Annotated in this window: 13 protein-coding genes; 4 read left to right on the forward strand and 9 right to left on the reverse strand. The window is 39.4% G+C overall.

From position 1 onward, the window contains the following. Window positions 1–510 precede the first annotated feature (510 nt). Window positions 511–1,179, forward strand: a complete 669-nt coding sequence (locus tag AACU25_RS12010; RefSeq protein ID WP_096575866.1) for a 2OG-Fe dioxygenase family protein — start codon at window positions 511–513, stop codon at window positions 1,177–1,179. Window positions 1,180–1,552: 373 nt separating this feature from the next. Next, a complete protein-coding gene (locus tag AACU25_RS12015; RefSeq protein ID WP_096575868.1) occupies window positions 1,553–2,821 on the forward strand; it encodes a tetratricopeptide repeat protein in 1,269 nt (422 codons plus the stop codon). Window positions 2,822–3,065: 244 nt separating this feature from the next. Here the strand turns inward: AACU25_RS12015 and AACU25_RS12020 are convergent, their stop codons facing one another. From AACU25_RS12020 to hoxU, 5 genes are all read right to left on the reverse strand, one after another. Then, entirely contained in the window at window positions 3,066–5,870 is a 2,805-nt protein-coding gene (locus tag AACU25_RS12020) for a bifunctional acetate--CoA ligase family protein/GNAT family N-acetyltransferase (RefSeq protein ID WP_096575870.1), read from the reverse strand. Window positions 5,871–5,879: 9 nt separating this feature from the next. Continuing rightward, the gene (locus AACU25_RS12025; protein WP_045870643.1) at window positions 5,880–6,317 is read right to left on the reverse strand and encodes a hydrogenase maturation protease; all 438 of its coding nucleotides are present in this window, start codon (window positions 6,315–6,317) and stop codon (window positions 5,880–5,882) included. A gap of 652 nt (window positions 6,318–6,969) precedes the next feature. Then, window positions 6,970–8,418, reverse strand: a complete 1,449-nt coding sequence (locus AACU25_RS12030) for a Ni/Fe hydrogenase subunit alpha (protein WP_096575872.1) — start codon at window positions 8,416–8,418, stop codon at window positions 6,970–6,972. A gap of 197 nt (window positions 8,419–8,615) precedes the next feature. Next, window positions 8,616–9,158 (reverse strand): NADH-quinone oxidoreductase subunit B family protein, encoded by a 543-nt coding sequence (locus AACU25_RS12035; RefSeq protein WP_096575876.1) that lies wholly within the window; start codon window positions 9,156–9,158, stop codon window positions 8,616–8,618. Beyond that, complete coding sequence (hoxU, locus tag AACU25_RS12040; protein ID WP_096575878.1) at window positions 9,146–9,862, reverse strand: bidirectional hydrogenase complex protein HoxU; 717 nt, start codon at window positions 9,860–9,862, stop codon at window positions 9,146–9,148. The genes AACU25_RS12035 and hoxU overlap by 13 nt, the downstream gene beginning before the upstream one ends. 481 nt (window positions 9,863–10,343) lie before the next feature. On the opposite strand from hoxU, the gene hcp reads away from it, so the two are divergent. Then, the gene (gene hcp, locus AACU25_RS12045; protein WP_096575879.1) at window positions 10,344–11,978 is read left to right on the forward strand and encodes a hydroxylamine reductase; all 1,635 of its coding nucleotides are present in this window, start codon (window positions 10,344–10,346) and stop codon (window positions 11,976–11,978) included. A 288-nt stretch (window positions 11,979–12,266) separates the two neighbouring features. Here the strand turns inward: hcp and AACU25_RS12050 are convergent, their stop codons facing one another. Continuing rightward, window positions 12,267–12,746, reverse strand: a complete 480-nt coding sequence (locus AACU25_RS12050) for a hypothetical protein (RefSeq protein ID WP_096575881.1) — start codon at window positions 12,744–12,746, stop codon at window positions 12,267–12,269. 243 nt (window positions 12,747–12,989) lie between these two features. On the opposite strand from AACU25_RS12050, the gene AACU25_RS12055 reads away from it, so the two are divergent. Then, window positions 12,990–15,437 carry an ATP-binding protein gene (locus AACU25_RS12055; RefSeq protein WP_096575883.1) on the forward strand — a complete coding sequence of 816 codons (2,448 nt, stop codon included), beginning with the start codon at window positions 12,990–12,992 and terminating at the stop codon, window positions 15,435–15,437. A 341-nt stretch (window positions 15,438–15,778) separates the two neighbouring features. On the opposite strand, the gene AACU25_RS12060 is transcribed toward AACU25_RS12055, so the two are convergent. From AACU25_RS12060 to AACU25_RS12070, 3 genes are all read right to left on the reverse strand, one after another. Beyond that, window positions 15,779–21,196, reverse strand: coding sequence for a trifunctional serine/threonine-protein kinase/ATP-binding protein/sensor histidine kinase (locus AACU25_RS12060; RefSeq protein WP_321206588.1), 5,418 nt, complete (start codon window positions 21,194–21,196; stop codon window positions 15,779–15,781). Window positions 21,197–21,397: 201 nt separating this feature from the next. Beyond that, window positions 21,398–21,748 carry a DUF952 domain-containing protein gene (locus AACU25_RS12065; protein WP_096575887.1) on the reverse strand — a complete coding sequence of 117 codons (351 nt, stop codon included), beginning with the start codon at window positions 21,746–21,748 and terminating at the stop codon, window positions 21,398–21,400. Continuing rightward, entirely contained in the window at window positions 21,745–22,197 is a 453-nt protein-coding gene (locus AACU25_RS12070; RefSeq protein ID WP_096575889.1) for a KGK domain-containing protein, read from the reverse strand. Before AACU25_RS12070 ends, AACU25_RS12065 begins: the two co-directional genes overlap by 4 nt. Window positions 22,198–22,402 lie beyond the last annotated feature (205 nt).

A 22,402-nucleotide genomic window follows, 5' to 3' on the forward strand; every position in this document is an offset into this window, starting at 1 on the left:
CTTGTTTTGTAGAGGTTTGAGTCAGCAATTCTTGACGCGCCGGAACTTACTGCCTGAAGTTATACCATTTTGAAAAAAGAATGCGACAGACGGGTAGGGGCACGGCACCAGTAAGATATTTGATATGCCAAAAGATTGCGGATGCCGTGCCCTTACAAAGAATTTATCTGTCGCAAACATTATTTGAATTGGTATTAGTCAGTTATACTGCGATCGCCCAAGCTGCTGGTTATAAATATTTCAAAGTTTGGGGTTAGTTAGTCAGTCAATCGCTCAAAACAACTATGTAATTTTTGGTACTGACATACCCAAGGAATAATAAATATACTTTAATTCTGATCTAGTACTGCTAGGGGTAGATTTTATTCAAAGTCATGTTTCTATATCATTAATTGACAATTTATGTAGTTATTTTTACGACAATTTAATAAAAAGTAGCATAAGATAGATATTATCAGCCTCCTAAGAAAAAGAAGCGGGAGGATTGCAAAGTGCAAGTAGGTAAATCCTATGCAAAAAGTCTGGGAAGCCACGGAATTAGAATATGCTTTTCTGTTTACCGTTAGAAAAGTAAATTCTATTAATTTAGAAGGGTTTAAACCATTTTTTAATGATATGCCTATTGATCCTTATATCAAAGGCAACTATCGCTCTAGAAGATTATCTCGGTTCACGGTTGCTGAGGATAAATTAATTAAATTACCTCATGGTCACCTCTTCCAGAGTAAAAACTACAATCCGTTATTAGGAGACATTAAAAGAGAGTTTGCAGAATTAGATGATGCACTCATTGAACTTGATATATTTAAAAACCTTGTTTTAGCATTTACTGATTCTTGTAAACTGCACCCGGAAGCAGAAATAGGAGTACACCAAATTAGAACTACCTGTTCACCAGATAATTTGGGTAATCCAGCACCAGAAGGAATTCATCAGGATGGAACTGATTTTATCGGTATCTTCTCTGTGGCTAGAGACAATATTATTGGAGGAGAAACACATTTATATACTGCCAAGAAAGAAAAACCAATTTTTAACAAAATTTTGCATCCTGGAGAACTTTTATTAGTCAACGATCATGAGTTTTACCACTTTACTACTCCCATTAAACCAGAGATGCCAGCACCAGGCACAAGAGATGTGTTTGTGCTGACTTCTCCAAGTTTGCTGATTGAGTAGCTAAAAAGGTAATTGTTAATAAACTTGGGTCTGTAGATTGTAAATGTAGGCGTAATTTCAAGGAAATAAGTTAGAGTTAGCTCTCTCATTTTTTAAATAAGTGGGAGAGCTAACTTTTGAAGAATACTTACGGAAAACACTAAAATGAGTGCATGATTTATCCAAATGAGTACTCAATATGTGTAAATAATGAAGAGTGCTGAGTTAAAAGACCGCTACCAGGACGCATGAAACAGTCAACCGTCAACAATATTTACAAATCAGTATCATTCATTCTCAGGCGGGCTAGGAATAAAATAGCGTGAGAAATGAGTTAGAGTCACGGTGAATACTTATGTAGTCATCAATTAACTGAGTTCAGTTCATCAACGCCATGAGTGACGAATTTTATTACCGAGGGTTGGAAAAAGCTAAACAAAAAGACTACGCTGGAGCCATTGAGGAGTTTAATCGTGCTTTGCAACTTACACCTTTCTTTCCTGAAGCTTACTTGCAAAGGGGACTAGCATATTATGACTCCGGGGCAATTCTGCAAGCAGTTTCCGATTACACTGAGGCTTTGAAGCAAAATCCCCAAAGTTTAGCAGCATACTATTCTCGCGCCTTGGCTAGGGTGGCGTTGAAAAATTTGCCAGGTGCGTTGGAAGATATAGAATCTGCCATTCGTCTCAATTATAATTACGCGGCTGCTCATAGCTTGCGGGGGATGGTGCGGCGGAAACAAGGATATATTCAAGATGCGATCGCTAATTTTAAGAAAGCGGCAGAATTATATCTAGAGCAGAAAGACACAGAAAATTGTCGTCTGTGTTTGGAAAGAATCAAAGAACTACAACCTCCAGAAAAATCTCCTGTTTTGCCCCAAAATTTACCTAATATCACTATTAAATCAGAAAAAGACTATTTTACGCAATTATTAGATAAGGCAGAAAAGGGAGATACCCGCGAAGCCATTGAAGATTTAAACTGGGTGTTGCAAGCCGATCCGCAAGATGCACAGGCTTACTGCTGTCGTGGCGTGGTGCGGTGCAAAATGGGTAACTATCAAGAAGCGATCGCAGATTTTAACCAAGCATTGCGGTTGGATTTTCACGATGCAATTGTCTATCGCAATCGTGGGAAAGCACGTTATTTATTGGCTGATTATCAAGGTGCGATCGCGGATTTTAACCAAGCGCTACAAATTCAACCCCAGGATGCTTTAGTTTTTGTGGCTAGGGGGAATGCATATCGTGCGATGAGCAATTATTTAGGTGCTATTCAAGACTACAGCCAAGCGATATCAATTAATCCTGACGATGCCCAAGCTTACTATAATCGCGGGATTACTCATACTTTATTAGAAGAGATGTTAGCCGCACGGGATGATTATCAAAAAGCAATCAGTATTTTTTTAGAAAAAGAAGATTGGGAGAATTATCACCAAGTTTTAAATAGTCTCAACAAAATTCAAAAATCTCTCCCAGAAAACCAAAACCAGAAATATAACTTGCTACGTCAGCGTTTGTTACGCATGGTTGGGGGACAGTGGGAAATCGCTCAACGCTTAATTCAGCAGAAAAAAGATTATTATCCACAAATGCCAGAAGAATGGTATTTACAAAAGGTGATTGCTGATTTAGAGCGCGATCGCAATAATTAAAGTAATGGGTAATGGGTAATTGGTAATTGGTAATGGGTAATTGCTAGAGTAGTCACACTACAACTAAGTGTGAAATTATACAATTGGATAATTAACCGTAGATAAATGCAGATAAAAATACCCTTATTCCCTATCTTTGAACTTGAAGGAGAAGGGTATTTTTATAATTAAATTCAACCTGATGGGGGAATTTTGCTAATTACAAATGACGAATGACGAATGACAAAGGACAAAGGACTATTGACTACAAATCAAACTCGGCTTTAACTACTGTAGGATCTGCGGTGCGTTGAATGCGGAAACCAAGTTTTTCACAGACTTTTTGCATCCCATGATTTTCCGCTAAGATATCAGCAGTAATTTTACTGAGTTGCTCATCTCGCCCGATTTCGATGAGTCGTCCGAGTAATTCTGTACCTACACCCTGACATTGAACGCGATCGCTAACGACAATGGCAAATTCGGCGGTGTTGGTGCCATGTACTTTACTCAAGCGCCCTACTGCTAAGATTTCTTTGGCTTCTTTGGTGGAGTTTTGCGATTCTACGACTAAGGCAATTTCGCGATCGTAGTCGATAAAGCAAATCCTCGTGAGGCGATCATGGGCGACTCGTTGGCTTAATTTAATTAGATGGAAATACCGGAAGTAAACGCTTTCCTCTGAGAGGGTGTGGTGGAATTGCACCATTAAAGGTTCATCTTCGGGACGGATAGGACGGATGGTAACTGGAGTTTGATTTCTCATCGTCCATCGTCCTATGTACTGTGTAGGATAGGGGCGAATCGCTAATTTTGGTAGTTGCTCTTCTGTAATGTCGGCATCGTGAAGAATAATCCGCCCATCTAAGGCAATTAATTGTTCTTCGGAAGCTAGTAAGGGGTTAATATCAATTTCCTTAATCCAGCGTTGTTCAACAACTAATTGGCTAAATGCCACCATTAATTGTTCTAAAGCTTCCATATCTATGCTCTTACGCCCTCTAACGCCTGTTAGCGCTTTATGAATCTGCGTTTGCTCCATCATTCGCCGCGCTAGGGTAGAGTTGAGAGGTGGAAGGGCGATCGCTCTATCTTGGAAAACTTCTACTAGTTGTCCGCCTGTACCAAATAGCAATACTGGCCCAAATTGCGGATCGAGGCTACTACCAATAATTAGTTCATAACCGTGGGTTTTCACCATTGGTTGCACGGTAACACCCAGGAAGATATCTGGATTTTCGCTACCTAGTTTTGCGTAATGAGGATCGGTTTGTACCTTCTCTTGTAAGGCAGATTCAATAGCACGATATGCACGTCTCACGGATTCTGCATCGGTGATATTTAATTGCACACCGCCAACATCGGTTTTATGGGTAATAATGTGGGAAAACAGCTTGAGAACGACAGGATAGCCTAATTTTTCTGCACATTCAACCGCTTGCTCCTCATTACGGGCAATACAAGTCCCAACTACAGGAATGCCGTAAGCCGCTAAGATTTCCTTCGATTCAAATTCAGTGAGAATCGTCCGCCCTGCGAGTCTGGCTGTTTGGATGATTTTATTCACATATTGCCGATTGGGGATACCGGAACCAGAATCAATAGTAGGTAATACAGGGGTTTCGTAGATACCGCGCAAGTTATAGCTAGATTGCCACATATAGCTAAATACACGCGCCGCCGTATCTGGATAAGCATAAGTCGGGATACTTTGACGATTTAAAATCATCTCTCCGGCTGCTACATCTGCACCTCCCATCCAACTTGCCAGGATGGGTTTAGCTGGCTGAGATTTTTGCTGTGAACTTTCTACATAATGTTTCAGTTGTTCGGCTGTGGCTGTAGGATCTGTCATCGATTGCGGTGTGAGAATCACCAATAAGCCATCACTATTAGGGTCTTGAGCCGCAATTTCTAAAGCTTTGGTATATCTTTGAGGATCGGCATCACCCAAAATATCAACGGGGTTGTCGTGGCTCCAATGGGTGGGTAAAAATTCGTTGAGGGCGGTGCGAGTTTGCTCGGAAATTGGTGCAACTTCGCCACCTGATGAAATTAAAGCATCAGTAGCCAGGACACCCGGGCCGCCAGCGTTGGTGAGAATTGTTAGGCGTGGGCCTTTGGGACGGGGTTGTTTGGCTAGCACCTCTGCCATATCGAACAAGTCAGAGATACTGTTGACGCGCAGGACTCCACAACGACGGAAAGCGGCATCTAAAACTTTATCACTACCTGCTAATGCTCCCGTGTGAGAAGCTGCAGCTTTGGCGGCGGCTTCGGTACGACCGGCTTTAATAACAATAATTGGTTTAGTTAAAGCTACTTCTCTAGCCGCTGAGAGGAATGACCGGGCATCACCCACGGATTCCATGTAAATGACAATACTTTTTGTATGGGGATCGTCACCAAGATAATAAATTAAATCGCCCCAGCCCACATCTAGCATAGAACCAAGGGAAACGAAGGCGCTAAAACCAACGTTTTCCCGAAAACTCCAATCGAGAATGGCTGTGCAAAGTGCGCCACTTTGACTAATAAAGCCGACGTTTCCAGGACGCGCCATCGCACTGGCAAAGGTAGCATTTAAACCAGTGTGGGGACTCATCACACCCAAGCAGTTCGGGCCAATAATCCGCATATTACCCAGACGGGCTTGTTGCAGAATTTGCTGTTCTAAAGCAATACCTTCTGGCCCAGCTTCTTTAAAACCTGCGCTGAGGATAATGGCACTTTTAACCCCGGCTTTGACACAATCAGCAATAATACCTGGGACGGTGGGTGCAGGAGTAGCAATTACTGCCAAATCTACTTTTTCTGGAACATCAAAAATTGTTGGGTAAGCTTTGATTCCCAGGATGCTATTACGTTTGGGATTGACGGGAAAAACAGTACCACCAAAAGGGCTACTAATTAAATTCCATAACAAAGTCCGTCCCACACTACCTTGTTTTTCAGTAGCACCAATGACAGCTACATTGCGCGGTGAAAAGATGAAATCGAGGGGATTAGCTTTCTCGGTGCGAAGAATATCGTAGGCAGGTTCGATAATTGAATTTAGTGTATTTTGCATGAGTTGCGACTACCTGTAATCTTGATTAATAATTTGCGTAATTTTTTCTAAAGCGATCGCCACACCTGTTTCTGCAAATTCTGAAAGGCGATCGCCTATGGCAAAATTTTCTCCGGGAACAATTACCCACCAAGCTGGGGGACAATAACCATAAAGTGCTTGTGTTAATGCTAAAAGCGATCGCGGATCTGCTGTATGTCCGGCGATGACGTTAGAAAATTCTGGAGAGAGGGGTTTTACTTGCACTTCAGTACTTTCGGAAGCTACACAAGCATCAATAAAAATTGCTAAATCAGCACTTGCTAAAGTATCTGCAAGTTCTGGAGTGAGTTGATGAACAGCCAAAGATTTGACGTTGTTAAAATCCAAGGCATGAGCTACACGTTGTCCAATACCATCATCACTACGTAAGTCATTACCATAACCGATTGCTACTACATTACTCATTGTTTTTCGCTCTGCCTCATCTATTGTTAAGTTAAGTAAAAAACTTGAGGAACTTGTGAGGATGTAGGTCGGTACAAATAAAGTTAACTCGCTTCAGACATTATCTGTCAATAGCAAATTGAGTGAGGAGAAGCTGTTTAGATAGTTTTATAGAAAAACTTAATCTCAGAATAAGAAAAAATCAAAAAATTGTAACTACAGTTATATTTTCGGAAACTACATATATGAGTTTTATGACATTAATTATTCTTATATAAATTTCTCGGTTGATAGCTGAAATTACTGACTGAGGCAGGGAAAAAGTATAACTTGATTTCGCAAGATTAAATATTAGTAAATCTTAAGTAGGGTGTGTTACGGCTATGAAAGGATTCGGGACACAGAGACAATGAAATTTAGCCGTAACGCACCGCCGCGTGGATGGTGCGTTAGGCGCTAAAATGCTTATTTGGCGACAAACTATATTGAAAATCAACGCCTAACACACCCTACAATAATTTTATTTTTACTTTATCAATAACCTCTTGGATAACCCATTTTTTGAAAAAGTGGGGTATCCAGGTAGTATTAGTTAATGGTGCGTTGCGCTGCGCGACAACACACCCTACAATTCGCATTAATTACGAATTACGAATTACGAATTACAAAAGCATTAATCCCGCCAAACTTTTTTAACGACTGTACCATCTACACTAACTAATTCAATATGCAATGGCATTTGTCCCACTGCATGAGTTGAACAACTTAAACAAGGGTCAAAAGCACGAATACCTGCTTCCACACGGTTTAACATTCCTTCGGGAATTTCTGGGCCATGAATAAAATGTTTAGCAATTTGAGCGACGGTACGATTCATCGCTAAATTATTTTGACCTGTGGCAATAATTAAGTTGGCTTTTTGAATTAAGCCATCTTCATCTATTTGATAAAAATGGAATAATGTGCCGCGTGGTGCTTCGCTGACACCGACTGTTTCTAATTGGTTAATTCCCGCATCAGCACGAAGTCGAGTTGATAGGATATCTGGATCATCGAGTAAAATTTCAATGCGCTCAATTGATGCCAAAATTTCAATCAATCGAGCGTAATGGTAGAAGAATGATGAGGTAACTGTGCCTTTACCTTTATCTCGAAATTCTTTTAACTCTGCATCAGCTAAAGGCGTACCGATATGACTACAAACATTTAACCTTGCTAATGGCCCGACTCGATACATACCACTTTCTGACTGATTACCATTGCCGTTAGGAAAACCTAAAGGACGATAGTAAGGAGATTTTAAATAAGAATCAGGCTGGACGATTTCGCCAATAAATTCGTAATAGCGGCTTGGGTCGAGTTTATCAGCAATAATATTGCCGTCACTGTCTACAAACCGCAGATTGCCGTCGTAATTTTCCCATAAACCTTCAGGTGTAACTAATCCCATAAATAAACTAGGGAAATTACCAAAGGTTTGGGCTTCTTTTTCATAGGGTTCAAGTAACTTCTTGAACATTCCCAATGCATTGAGTACTGTTTCTCGCGCTTCGGGAATCCGGCCTTGAATATGGGCGCGTCCTTCTGCGGATAAGGGTTCGCGCACACCACCAGGAATCGCCCAGGATGGGTGAATCTTCCGCCCGCCTAAGATTTCAATAATTTCTTGTCCAAATTGGCGCAAGCGGATACCGCCACGGGCAATTTCTGGTTCAGCAGCAATCAAGCCAAAGACGTTACGTTTTTGGGGATCGCTATCCATTCCTAAGAGTAAATCCGGGCCGCTGAGGTGGAAGAAACTCAAAGCGTGAGATTGGACAATTTGCCCCAAATTCATTAAGCGACGCAGTTTTTCTGCGGTTTTTGGAATTGTCACCGAGAGTAGGCGATCGCCTGCTTTTGCGGAAGCTAATAGGTGGCTTACCGGACAAATACCACAAATGCGCGCCGTAATTCCTGGCATTTCCCAGAAAGGACGACCTTCACAAAATTTTTCAAATCCGCGAAACTCGGTTACATGAAACCGCGCATCACTAACTTGTCCCGTATCATCCAAATAAATCGATATTTTGGCGTGTCCTTCAATACGGGTGACTGGATCGATGATGATTTTTTGAGACATAGATGTTGTTGGGATTGGGGAGTGGGGAGTGGGGACTGGGGATTGGGGATTGGGGATTGGGGATTGGGGATTGGGGATTGGGGACTGGGAGATGAGGTGCAGAAGCCGGGGAAAAATAACCTATGCCCCATGCCCTATGCCCCATGCCCTATGCCCCATGCCCTATGCCCCATGCCCTATGCCCCATGCCCTTTGAATTAACCAAACTTCAATAAATCACGTCCTTCTAAATGTGGTTTTTCGCCCTTCAATAAAGGTTCTAGTACGGCGCGAATTCTATCGGCAGAAGGGGGACAACCAGGTAAGTAAATATCTACTGGAACGAGGGTATGTACTGGCTGTACTTTATCTAATAATGGCGGGACAATTCCTGGTGCATCTGGTATGGGGCCGTGAAGATCCGCTGCTTCCACATAACAACTCTGCAGGACGGATTCGGTGCTTAAAGGATTGCGTAAAGCGGTAACATTACCAGTAACGGCACAGTCGCCAAAGGAAATGAGAATTTGCGATCGCTCTCTGACTATGTGCAGAATTTCTAAATGTTCTTCGTTGGCGATCGCGCCTTCTACTAATACCACATCCACCCATTCGGGGTATTGTTTAATATCAACGAAGGGGCTATAAACTACATCTACCTGTTCTGCTAAGTCAATTAACCATTCATCTAAATCGAGAAATGACATATGACAGCCAGAACAACCACCTAGCCAAACCGTTGCAAATTTCACACGAACCATTGTTTTTTCTCCCGTGCTGTGACAAGGAACTCTAGTTTTGCGCGATCGTGTTGCATTTCACCGACGCTGGAACCTTGGTAAAAAATTGCACCTGTGGGGCAGGCATTTACACATTTACCGCAGGAAGTACAAGTGCTTGAGGTTCCCCAAGGTTGATTTAAATCAGTAATTACATGGGAATTAGAACCTCTACCTGCCAAGTCCCAAGTGTGTGCGCCTTCCACTTCGTCACAAACACGGACGCAGCGAGTACAAAGAACACAACGGTTATGGTCAACACCAAAGCGATCGTGAGACACATCAACTTTGCGATCGGGGAAATGGTAATTGAGACGCACATGATCCATACCTGTCTCAATTGCCAAGTCTTGCAATTCACAATTGCCATTGGCTACGCACACAGAACAAACGTGATTGCCTTCTGCAAACAGCATTTCAATAATTGTGCGGCGGTATTTTTGCAACCGTTCTGAATCGGTTTTCACCTCCATTCCTTCTCCCACCTTGGTAACGCAAGCTGGTAAAAGGCGATTGCTACCGGCAATTTCTACCAAACACAGCCGACAAGCACCTATATCGGAGACTCCTTCTAAGTGGCACAAAGTGGGAATATGAATTCCCGCCTCTCGCGCCGCGTCGAGGATAGTTTCCTCCTCACGGGCGCTAATTAATTGGTTATTGATTGTTAAAGTTTTAACTGACATTGCTTCTAGTCTCTATCAGAATTAGCCTTTAGTCTTAAGCGTCTTAAATACCCTGCGCCTTGAGTTATAGGCAAAGAGTTTGAGGAACTTGTGAAGATAACAAATGATGAAGTTGTATCATTTACAGCGAAAACTCAAGTAATTGGTTGACTGTTAACGGTTGACGGTTGACTGTCTAGACGGAAAAATTTGTGGCGTTAGAGTCAAGGCAGCTTCATCCTAATTCAAAAAATAAATTCAGGAAAACAATGTTCAATTTACTTAGTTAAGTATTTTAAACTGTTAATTTGGTTGAGTAAAAAGCTTATAGGACAAGGTTTATAGCTTCTGAATTTGCTCCTTTCCCCTTTCCCCCTTTTTCCCTTTCCCCATATTCCTACTGATATCTTTACCAAACTTTGCAGATTCTCTTGACTTAGATCAAGGTTTTACTTGCAAATTGTCAATACTCTAAAGGCATAAAGATTGGAGTGAAAGACTTATGTTCTGTAATCAGTGTGAACAAACAACCCGCGGTGATGTATGTTATCAGTGGGGAGCCTGCGGTAAAAGTCCAGAGGTAGATGCATTACAAGATTTACTGGTGCATTGTCTGCGGGGATTGTCGCAAGTAGCGCTGCAAGCCAAATCTTTTGGTATTACTACTCGCGATCAAGATGAGTTCACCTGTGAAATGCTGTTTTCCACGCTGACGAATGTGAATTTCTCGGCTGATGATTTTGTCGCGTTTGTGAATCGGGCGATCGCTTTACGTGAGAGTCTGAAGTTACAAATTCAAGCATTAGGTAACCCGGCGATAAATTCTGCGATCGCTAATTTCCAACCTGCTGGTGATCAACAACAGCTAATTAAACAAGGAAAAGACTTAGAATTTGAGTTTATTGGTCAATCTGCTAAAAATGTTGATATTTTCTCGCTGAAGCTCACAATATTATATGGTCTTAAGGGCGTAGCTGCTTATGCTTTCCATGCTTTAGAACTTGGGGAGCATGACGAAGATTTATATGTATTTTTCCATGAAGTTCTAGCTAATCTCGATGCCCAAGACAAGAGTTTGCAAGAATGGCTAGATATTACATTGCAAGTAGGTAAGATGAACCTAAAAGCAATGGAATTGCTGGATGCTGGTAATACCAATACTTTTGGGCATCCTACCCCCACTCCTGTAACTCTAGGTGTGACAGTTGGTAAAGCCATCCTTGTATCAGGGCATGATTTACTCCACTTGCGCGCTATTCTAGAGCAAACAGCCGGAACCGGGATTAAAGTTTATACACATGGTGAATTGCTACCTGCACATGGCTATCCCCAGCTAAAACAAACTTATCCTCACCTGTATGGGCATTATGGCACCGCATGGCAAAATCAAACCCATGAGTTTGAGCATTTCCCTGGTGCAATTGTGATGACAACTAACTGCCTCATGCCTCCTCATGAAACTTACAAAGATAAAGTATTTACCTTGGGGCCTGTAGGTTATCCTGGTTTACAGCACGTCAGCATTCGCGACATTACACCGATTATCCAAAAAGCTTTGGCATTACCTGGCTTTGTAGAAGAGAGCGATCGCGGTACAGTAACTACAGGTTTCGCTCGGAATGCCGTCTTAGGTGTAGCTGATACTGTAGTTAATGCGGTGAAATCAGGTAATATTCGCCACTTCTTCTTAGTTGGTGGTTGTGATGGTGCCAAACCAGGACGCAATTACTACACAGATTTAGTAGAAACGATTCCTAGCGATTGCGTAGTCATGACTCTTGGCTGTGGTAAGTTCCGCTTCTTTGACAAACAACTCGGTGATATCGGTGGTATTCCTAGATTGCTAGATTTGGGACAATGTAACGATGCATACTCTGCCATTCAAATTGCTGTCGCCTTAGCACAAGCATTCCAAGTCAATGTTAATCAACTACCACTGTCACTGGTACTATCTTGGTACGAACAAAAAGCGATCGCAGTGCTGTTAACCCTACTTTACTTGGGTATTCAAAATATTCGCATCGGCCCCACGCTTCCAGCTTTCCTCACACCTAATGTTGCGAAGTTACTTTCAGAGACATACAATCTCAAACTCATCACTACCCCAGAACAAGATTTAGCCGCTTGTCTTGGCTAAAGATACTATCTGGAATGTATAGCTAATAAGCTGATCTGCTGCTAATTAGATATTCTGGTGTTAAGAATGTCAAGGGTCAAGAGTCAAAAGTCCAAGCTAGACTTTGACTTTTGACTCTTGACTTTTGACTGCCTAAACGCGAAATACATAATTTAAATGTGTAACAGCATAGAAAGAGAGAGGCGAAGCAAATTCGTCTCTCTTGTTTTATCAATAGCTATTAGAGGAATCAGGTTTTATGTTGGCAATAGAATTGTCTACATCAGCAACTTCAAGAATCAAATCGAATTAAAAATTCTGAGGTGGTAAAGGTTTGCCTTTACTATTAGGAACATTGGTGACTTTTAAAGCTTTAGCAATTGCGATCGCATCATTATCTAAACGCCTAGCTTTAGCATTACCAGGACAGCTAATATCTGTGGATTGCTGACCACCTAAACTGACAGTAGTAGTTGTGCCAAAAGAAGTAGACTTGAGGCACTTTGGCTTCACTGGTAAATCTGATAATGGTTCAGCAGCTTTTAAATCACGGAAAAATCGGTTCGTCAATTTCTCAGGAAGTTTACCTTTACCAGAACCATTTCCATCTACATAATTGGCTTCTCCAGTTGGAGAAACGTAAATCCGGTAACCAATGGTATTTGTGGAACCACTGTTGAGAATTACTCCCACATTATTGGGTACAAGTGCCATTAGAGGTTGAGATAAGCAAACCAAAAATGTTGCACCTGCCATTCCCAGCAAACTTTGAGAAACTAGCTGTTTCATATTATTAACCTCTTGAAAAACACTTAATAAATCTATCGAGCTAAACTAGTTATTCAGAAGAATAACTGAGGCGTATGTCACAGATATGGAGTAAATATGTCTGATTGACAAATGGGTTGGTGGTGTCGTGATAATTGTAAAATGCGATCGCCTGTGTAAGTTAACTAGACATCTCGCGTAGGGAATTATATACTTGCTACCCTTAGGGATGCTTGCTTAACAATTACGACTAGAAAATACAAAATGTCATATACAGGCTACTTACGCTCAATTAAAAATGAACTTCAGCGAACTGGTAGAACTCAAAAAAGCCTACGTGTTAAAACCATTATGGAACAGTTGGGGTACCAGCGTCGCAGTCAAGCTTTTGTAGATAATTTTAATAATGCGCTTGCTGAATTGGGACTTTCCACAGATCCCCTATTTGATTTGTATATTCCCTTAGATACTAAACTGGCTATTTCTCTTAAAGATGTCACTCCTGATGTGCAAATTGCTGATATGCAACCAATTTTTAGTAAATTGAGTGCAGCATTTCCAGTTAAGCATGATTTTTTCTATTACTTATTCGATTTTGGTTCTGAGCAAGAATATGAAAGGTTTCAAGCTTGTTTAGACTCAAATCAACCAGTGGGAATTTTTCTCATTCCCCAAGTAGAAGATTTCTTTTCTGATGTTGTGACTAAAATATTAAATTATGAATTAATTAGAAAATATCAATATAGGGGTAATAATAACATTCCTACAGCATCAAATCAAAAATTCAATACAAATATTACTACTGATGATGATGATGACGATGATGATTATTCGCTATCTGGGGCTAATATTTATCACTTTTATTTTTCTACCATGACTAGTGTCATTCTCGGCACTACTGGCTTAGATTTACTAGATTGCGAAAAATTTGATGAGCAGTTTGAACAGATATCAGTCTACGCCAATAAATATAATTCTGAACAATTATTTATAGTATTTCATTGCCCACCTGTATCAGAAATTCAAGCACAGCAACAAGAAGATGCTTTAGGCTATTTGGTAGATAGAGTAGCTAGTAAAATTCCTTTTACATTTACTCTCAGATGTAAGTACCCCAATGAAGCTGCTATTCAGCATAAAGAAGAAATTTATGCTCATTTCCGTCTGCTTTTGGAACTGCCGCATTATGAGATTGAAGAAGATGAAGCATCTTTATTAAATTACTTTCTAGAATTACAAAAAGCGCAAATCCTGGCTGATTCTCAGTTATTAATTGGGATGAAAGCCGAACATTTTTACCGTTTGAAGTGGCGAGGGGAAAGTACAGAGTATATTTATCTCAAATATTTTGCGATTAAAACCTTAGAAGCTTTAGGTTATGATTTGTCTAAAATTAACTGTGAAGTAGAATTAACTTCCAGAGATCAGGAAGCAAGCGATGATGAAGATAGCTATGATTATGAAGAATATCAAAGCGAAATCATTCCTATATATGTAGATAATCAGGTAATTGTTGAAATAGAAACTCTCAAATATCAAGATTTTGAAGATAATAATCTATTTTTAGATTCACTGAGAAGGATTTTGCAAAAATCTAAAGTCTGGCCGAATAAATTAAATACTGTGTGGTTAGTATTTCCTGGTTTTGAAATTGCACGAAACTCTTACCAAATTAAAAAGATTAAAGAAGTTCTCGAATATAAACTAGCTAACTATTATGATGATCATTTTAAAATTGTGGTTATGGCACCAGATTATGAAAATCATCAATTAGTTCCAGTGTCTTTTGATGCGCTTGAATATCCAGCTTTTGAATATGCAGCTAAAAAATCCAGTTTAGCCCCGACTTATCCCTTGACTCAACGCCTCCCAGAAACCAAGCTTGATTTTAGCCAAGTAAAAGGTTTGAAGGAAGAAAAGGAAAAATTAACCAAACTTTTGAGGTTACAATCTAAAGGCTATCAAGATGCGATTAGCGGGATTCTCTTCTATGGATTACCTGGATGTGGTAAGACACTTTTAGCAAATGCATTTGCTAATGAATCTGGCAGATATTTCTTTAAATTCTCCCCTGCTGATATTATCAGTGTATGGATCGGGCAAAGTCAGAAAAATATTCGAGATATCTTTGCTCAAGCTAAAAAGAAATCGCCTTCGGTTTTATTTATTGATGAGTTAGATAGTATTGGCTTTAACCGTAATGAAGACAACGCCCATACAGACCAAAAGGCGACAATTAATCAATTATTGATAGAATTAAATAATCTGCGAAATAGTAATGTAATTGTGATAGGCGCGACGAATTATTTAAGTGGTATAGATAGCGCCTTAAAGCGTTCTGGTAGATTAGATTGGAAAATTCCTATCTTTCCCCCTGATCAAAGGGAAAGGATAGAGTTATTCCAACATTATCTAGCAAAAATTGATTTCAATCAGATAATTAACTTTGAAATGCTAGCCGAAAAGAGTATCAGGTTTACCTCATCTGATATCGAATTGGTGTGTAGAGAAGTGAGAAACGCAGTTTTACTAGAAGAAATCAGTGCATCTCTAACAACTGCTGATATCATCACTTACATTCATAATCTGCAAGAAGGTGGTTTAACTCTCAACGAAGAACAGGTAAAAGAATTTTTAGATGAGTGTAAAAGATTGAGCGTCAAAAATCCCAAACTAGAAACGCTAAAGTTGGAATGGGGATTAACCGAATAAAAGTAGGGTGTGTTGTCGCGCAGCGCAACGCACCATTCAATTCTCAACGGTGTTGTAATATTGGGTATTTAATTTTTATAATTACCAATTACCAACCTATGCCAAAATATATTATATGAAAATACAGTTCATATAAGATTATTAGTGATTGATTGGTCACTTGTGGAAAAAGCTAGCTCAATTGGGGGATTCTCCCCCAAACCCCCGATTGGGTGACGGTTGCGTCCCCCAAACCCCCTCCAAAATGATTGTTCGGTTTTTTGTTGAGTAACTAGTTTTTTGGTTTCGTTGTCAATTAATATTCTTAACTGAACTGTCTTGTATTATAAATTACTTGATTATTAATTCCTATCAATGGGAATCTGAATAATAAACTCTGCACCCTCACCAGGGGAAGAAACACATTCAAAAGTACCACTGTGGACTTTGGTAACTATTTGATGACTAATAGATAAGCCTAAACCTGTACCTTTACCTTCTGGCTTGGTGCTAAAAAATGCTTGAAATATTTTTTCCTTGACTGAATCAGAAATTCCTAACCCATTATCAGCAATGCAAATTTTGACTTGTTGATTGCTTGCTGTAGTAGAAATTGTGATGACATTGGGATGCTGTTCTATAAAAGTATAATTCTTGCCTTCATTAGACTCTTCTAAAGCATCAATAGCATTGGCTAGCAAATTCATAAATACCTGATTTAATTGCCCAGGATAACAAGCAATCAGGGGTAAATCAGCATAATTCTTAACTACTTGAATTGCAGGACGATAGGGATAAGCCTTTAAACGATGGGATAAAATCATCAGCGTGGTTTCAATACCCTCATGAATATTTACCGCCTTTTTATCTAAGCCATCTTTGCGTGAGAAATTGCGTAGAGATTGCATAATATCTCGAATCCGATGGGTTCCTTCTTTCATGGAGGAAATCATATTTGGTAAGTCTTCTAAAAGAAAATCTAAATCTATAGCTTCTATTTCATCTGTAATTTCTGCTGGGGGATGAGGTAGATGCTGTTGATAAAGATGTAGTAAATTAATTAAGTCTTCGATATAGCGCTTGGCATGAGTTAGGTTAGTAAAAATAAAACTAACCGGATTATTTACCTCATGGGCAACTCCGGCTACTAACTGCCCTAAAGAGGAAATTTTTTCTGTATGTACGAGTTGAGTTTGAGTTTGTTGTAGTTGTAATAAAGCTGCTGCTAAATCTTGAGATTTTTCTTGTTCTTTGGCATATAGGCGGGCATTTCTAAGCGCGATCGCAGCTTGAGAAGACAGTATTTTCAATAGTTCTAGCCGTTCGGGTGTAAATGCGCCAGTAATTAAATTATTCTCTAGGTAAAATATGCCGATGAACTTGGCTTGATAAAAGATAGGTACACATAATATTGATTTACATTCATGATTTTGAATGTAGATATCTTTGTTAGAAACTGGATCAAGTTTGGCATCTCTAATTACCAAAGGTTGCTGAGTTCTCGCTACATAATTGATCAGCTTTTTGGGTACTAGTTCGCTTTCTTCTACAGGAGTTGATAGCAAAGTAATTTGGGAATCAATCATACTGCTATCAATAGCTTCAATAATTAATTGCTCATCTTTGACTAAAATTAAGCAACCTTTTTGAGCCCCAGCATTTTCTAAAATGATATGTAGTAGTGTGCGCGGTAAACTTTCTAAGGAGATTTCATTATTAATCGCCTCACTCGCTTTGACTACTGTGGCGATATCCAAGCTGATACCACTACTGGTTGTGGAGTGCGAACTCAGAGATGCATCTAATTTGAATGTTCTAGAGATGCTACCAGTAGAAGCGTAGGCGTAGCCCGTCGTAGACATCGCATGATTGCTGCGAAGAATTAAATCGGGGTATCGTTTCTCAATCTGTTTGACTTTGGCTGTACTACCCCAACGGTGGTAACCATAATAAGCTTCTGTGATGTAGACTTGGGCAATTTTTTTCTTACCCATTGACAGGTACATTTCAGCAGCGAGTTCATTTGCTAGGGCTTCTTCGTGAATGTAACCATGTTCAGCAGCACCAGCAATGGCGCGATCGTAATATTCCATTGCTTCTAAATATTCACCCAATGCGCGATGGTACTCGGCTTTAACTAAACAATACTTATGCTTGTGGTTCATGGGTGCATGATTTGCCCATGTTTTCAGCTTTTCTTGGTTAGCAACTACCCGCAACCATAAGGATTCTTTTTCTAAGCTGGGGGTGTAGGCTAACATCGCTAGCTGGGTGAGAGAATCATAAAAGTGGAAAACTGGCACCATAAACGAACCAGTTACCCCATCTAAATATTCTTTCGCCAAGTCAGCTACTTCTGCAGCTTGCTGATATTCGCCAAATAGATAACAGAGAATTAATTTGTTGACGTATAAAGTACCAATGGCATAGCGATCATTAGCTTGCAAATGTAGCGGTAACATATTTTCTTCGTCATATGCTACACCTGCCAACTTCCCAGGGAATGAAATATCACTGATTAGATGTAATAGAGATTGGCGAAAGACTTTGAGATAATTATGGGCTACTTCCTGCTTGATTTTATCTAAAACCTGACTGTAGATTGCCATCTCTGGTTCTAAGGTTTTCAGTTCCTTACCCAGGAAGTAAGAAAGGCTGCAATAATTGTAAGCACAGTAAGCGGAGTATTCTAAATCCCCTGTTTCTAAACCATTATGATGTGCATCTAATAATGGTAGTAGGGACTCGCGAATATGATGCTTCCACGGCTTCACAAATGGGTAAATCATATTGAAAGTACTAGTTTGCAGCGCTTTACCCTGGAGATTTGATAGCAAATCCAATGCTAATTTCCCAGCGCGATCGCCTGCATCAATATCCCCGATGACTCCACAGAGAATCACTCCATACCAAGCGTAGGCGAGAGTAGAAACTGGCGCGTTGCCATATTGTACTGATAGTCTTACCTGCTTAAAAACAATTAAAGGTAACAGCATCGGTACGGCTTGATAGACAGCCGCCGTCACTGTGGCGATAATCCGCATCACTGCTAAGATTTGCGGATCTGTCATTGCTGGTAGATCGATTAAATCCTCAAAACTTCTGCCTGTTAATATCAGTTGCGTGGCTTGTAAACTTTCGCTGATATCTGCCTCGCTTGGCGCATCAGGGAACCTTACACCCAAAAGTTCTAATACAGTTAAAGCTGTTTTGATAGCTTCCGGTTGTTTACTTTGGGCAACATAAGCCTGAATCTTCACCTCATAAATTTTTACTTTATCAAGTAGCGTGCGAGCATTTTGCAATACTTGACTAGCTAAATTCTCCATCAACTGATAATCGCCACCGAGATATGCTGCTTCTGCGGCTTCCACCATCAAGGCTAAAGTCAAGTCATATTCACTGAACCAGCTATCTGCGGCTAAAAGTTTGATACCAGTATTTAAATAGGCGATCGCTACTAAATATGCTGTAGCGGCTTTAGCTTTTTTCCCCGCCAGCAAATTTAATTCTGCCAAATGTTGCTTTTGGGATGGCTTGCTGATTAAGCTAGCACCCACATTCAGTTGATTAATAATATCAAAAATATTTTCTTCTAATTGTTCAGCAGGTGTATTTTGCAACAATTGCTGCCCAATTTTTAAATGTGTAACTTTTCTTTGATGGTTGGGAATGAGAGAATAGGCTGCTTGCTGGACGCGATCGTGCAAAAATTTATAGCTAATATGAGATTCATCAAAATCTAAAACCGCTAACTCTTCGGTAGCAAATAGTAAAGGTATACGATATTCATTATTCAAGGGTAAAATTAGGCCTAATTGCAAAGCAGGTTGCAATGCTTCTGCCAATCTTTGCAGATTATTACTACTGACAATTGCCAATACATCTAAACTGAAACGATTGCCAATACAAGCTGCTAATTGTAGGGCTGTTTGCGTAGCTTCTGGTAGCTTTTGAATGTTTCTCGCAACTAAATCGACAACATCTTTATCTACCAGATTCTTTGTTTGAATTTGCTGTATATCCCAACACCAAACTCCTTGATTAAAATCAAATTTTAGGATATTTTCTTGATATAGCGCTTTGATTAATTGGGTTAAAAAGAAAGGATTACCTTGGGTCTTATTAAATAAAATTTTCGCGAGTTCTAAAATTATTTCGGAATCCCCTAAAGTATCTATCAGCAATTGATATACATAGGGTAATTCTAGTGGGCGTAATACAATACTATTAATAACTGTGTCAGCTTGGGCAATTTCCTCTAAAGTTTTGATTAATGGATGGCTGGGGCCGACTTCATTATCTCGATATGCCCCAATTAACAGCAAATAATGACTATCTGGATTAGTCATTAACACTTGAATTAATTTTAAAGAAGCAGAATCAGCCCATTGTAAATCATCCAGAAATATTACTAAAGGGTGGGATTGTTGAGCAAAAACTTGAATAAAGGACTGAAATAAGCGATGAAAGCGATTTAAACTTTCGGCTGCACCTAATTGTGGAACTTCCGGTTGTTTACCAATAATTAACTCTACTTCGGGAATCACATCAATAATTACTTGCCCATTGCTACCCAGCGCTTGCAGGAGTTTTTCTTTCCAGGCTGTTAACCTGTCGCTACTTTCAGTTAATAATTGCTGCATTAAAGATTGAAAAGCCTGGATCACAGAGGCGTAGGGAATATTACGTTTAAATTGATCAAATTTCCCATCAATAAAATAACCCCTCTGTCTGACAATCGGTTTATGTACCTCATTCACCAGCGATGATTTGCCAATCCCAGAGTAGCCAGAAACCAACATGATTTCGCTTTTACCTTGGCTAATACGCTCAAATGCTTGCAGCAAGGCGATCGCTTCTGATTCTCTGCCATATAATTGTTGTGGAATAAGTAATTGAGAAGTGCGATCGCGTTGTCCAGGGGTAAAATTAGGAATATGACCTGTAGTTTCTAATTGCTCAAGGCATAATTCTAAATCAGCTAATAGACCCAATGCACTTTGATAGCGGTCTTCAGCATTTTTCGCGATCAATTTCATCACAATCGCAGCTATTGTTCTCGAAACTTCTGGTTTTAACTGGGTAATTGGTGTAACTGGCTTGGCAATATGAGAGTGAAACATCTCTAGTAAATCATCAGTTACAAAAGGCAATTGACCAGTCAACATTTCATAAAATGTAATCCCCAAAGAATAAAAATCACTGCGATAATCGACAGCGCGATTCATTCTTCCTGTTTGTTCAGGAGACATATAAGCAACTGTCCCTTCCAATTGATGAGAATTTGTCAGTTGCGGTGTTTCTTTATCTAAATGTGACGCAATACTAAAGTCTGTAATTTTAACAATACCAGTCTGGGGATTAACAATAATATTTGCAGGTTTAATATCTTTATGAATAATGCGGTTCTGATGTAGCGATAACAATGCTTTAGCTAATTGCACAGCAATCTTTAAAAAATTAGCTTCACTAAGCTGTTGCAAAGAGAGAAACTGTTTGAGACTGATACCACCAAAGTCTTCTGCTACTAATACCAGGCGATTTTGATAGCTCTCTAGGCTGTAAACTTTAACAATACCCTCGCAGTTAAGATTTTCTGTAGTTTTATATTCGTGCTTGAAGCGAGTAATTTGCTCAAAAGAGGGATATTCTGCCTTGAGAACTTTCAGAACTACACGCTGCTGGTTTTTTTGCGACCTAGCTCGGTAAACAGTTGTGTTAATTCCTTCAGATATAATTTCTAGTATGTCATAACCTGGTATTATCGAGGTTAACACTATCGTTTCTCCTTTCCCTAGAGTTGGGCGCTCACTTCCTATATTTCCCAACTGGAAAGGCAGAATATAATAATTTACATACATTTACGCAAGCAATAATTGACCTTTTTCATCGGGTATTATTACTCAGCGTTTTTAAGCGGTTACTAGCAGCAAACTCTTCATCTATCAGACTTTTCGTATTTCTACCTGCACGATTAATTAACTTAAATTTAAAACCTCTTGCGGTAAATTAAACAATCCATCTTCCCCAGATTCAAAATCAACCACCTGAAACACTGAATCGATATTTAACTCTCCATAGATATGAGGAAATAACTCACCTATTTCCGCTTCCTCATAACGTACCTCAGCTTTTACTTTATCAGCATCAATAAACAGTATTACCAATCCCTTTTGATGTTTGAAAAATCTATTTGCAACTTGAACTATTTGGCTAGATTCTGAACAGTGGATAAAACCTTCAGTATCCAAAGAATCAGCGCGATAGATACCGAGTGTTTTTGCCTCTTCCCATTGTCCAATTTGCGTAATATGGAGGATAGTTTTCATGTTGTTTGCATCATTTTGCGAATATCATCTAAAGGGGATTCTGGTTCAAGAGGTTCATCAGGGCAAAATTCTATAATTACTTGAACTTTGACTTTAGGATAACTGCTAATTTTATGGACACCAATATGATTTTCTTTAGTAATTTCTGTAGATGTGATTATTCTTAGTCTTCCTATTTCCCATCCTCTAGAACCAACTCGTAAAATTTGGCATTTTATACCTTTAGAAGAAGACTTCCATGTTATATCTTCAACTTTAAAAATTGCTTCACTAATCGATACAGACTGAATAATGCTTGCAACTGTTTGATGACCATTACTCAATTGAGTATGTAATTTTTCTCCAAAATTATGATGTATTAACTCCTTGAGCCTTATGACAGTGTATGCATCCTTTTCAAATAATACAACATCAGTATCATTATCTAATACTTGAAATATATTATTCATATTAATTTTATGAGAAAATTGAAAGTATAAATTCGCTATTGATGATTTCAAGCTATAACAAGTTTAATAGTTAATTTATAAGATTAATTGAGTATAAATACTGATATTCAATCTGCTAAAGATGTTAGTAATCAATGATTAGACACAAAACTCTTATTTGCGCCTTTGCGCTTACCCTCCGGTAAAAATTAATGTAGAATGCATC

Origin of the sequence: Tolypothrix tenuis PCC 7101 (genome assembly GCF_963874875.1) — a bacterium.
In the GTDB taxonomy this organism is placed as follows: Bacteria; Cyanobacteriota; Cyanobacteriia; order Cyanobacteriales; family Nostocaceae; genus Aulosira; species Aulosira tenue.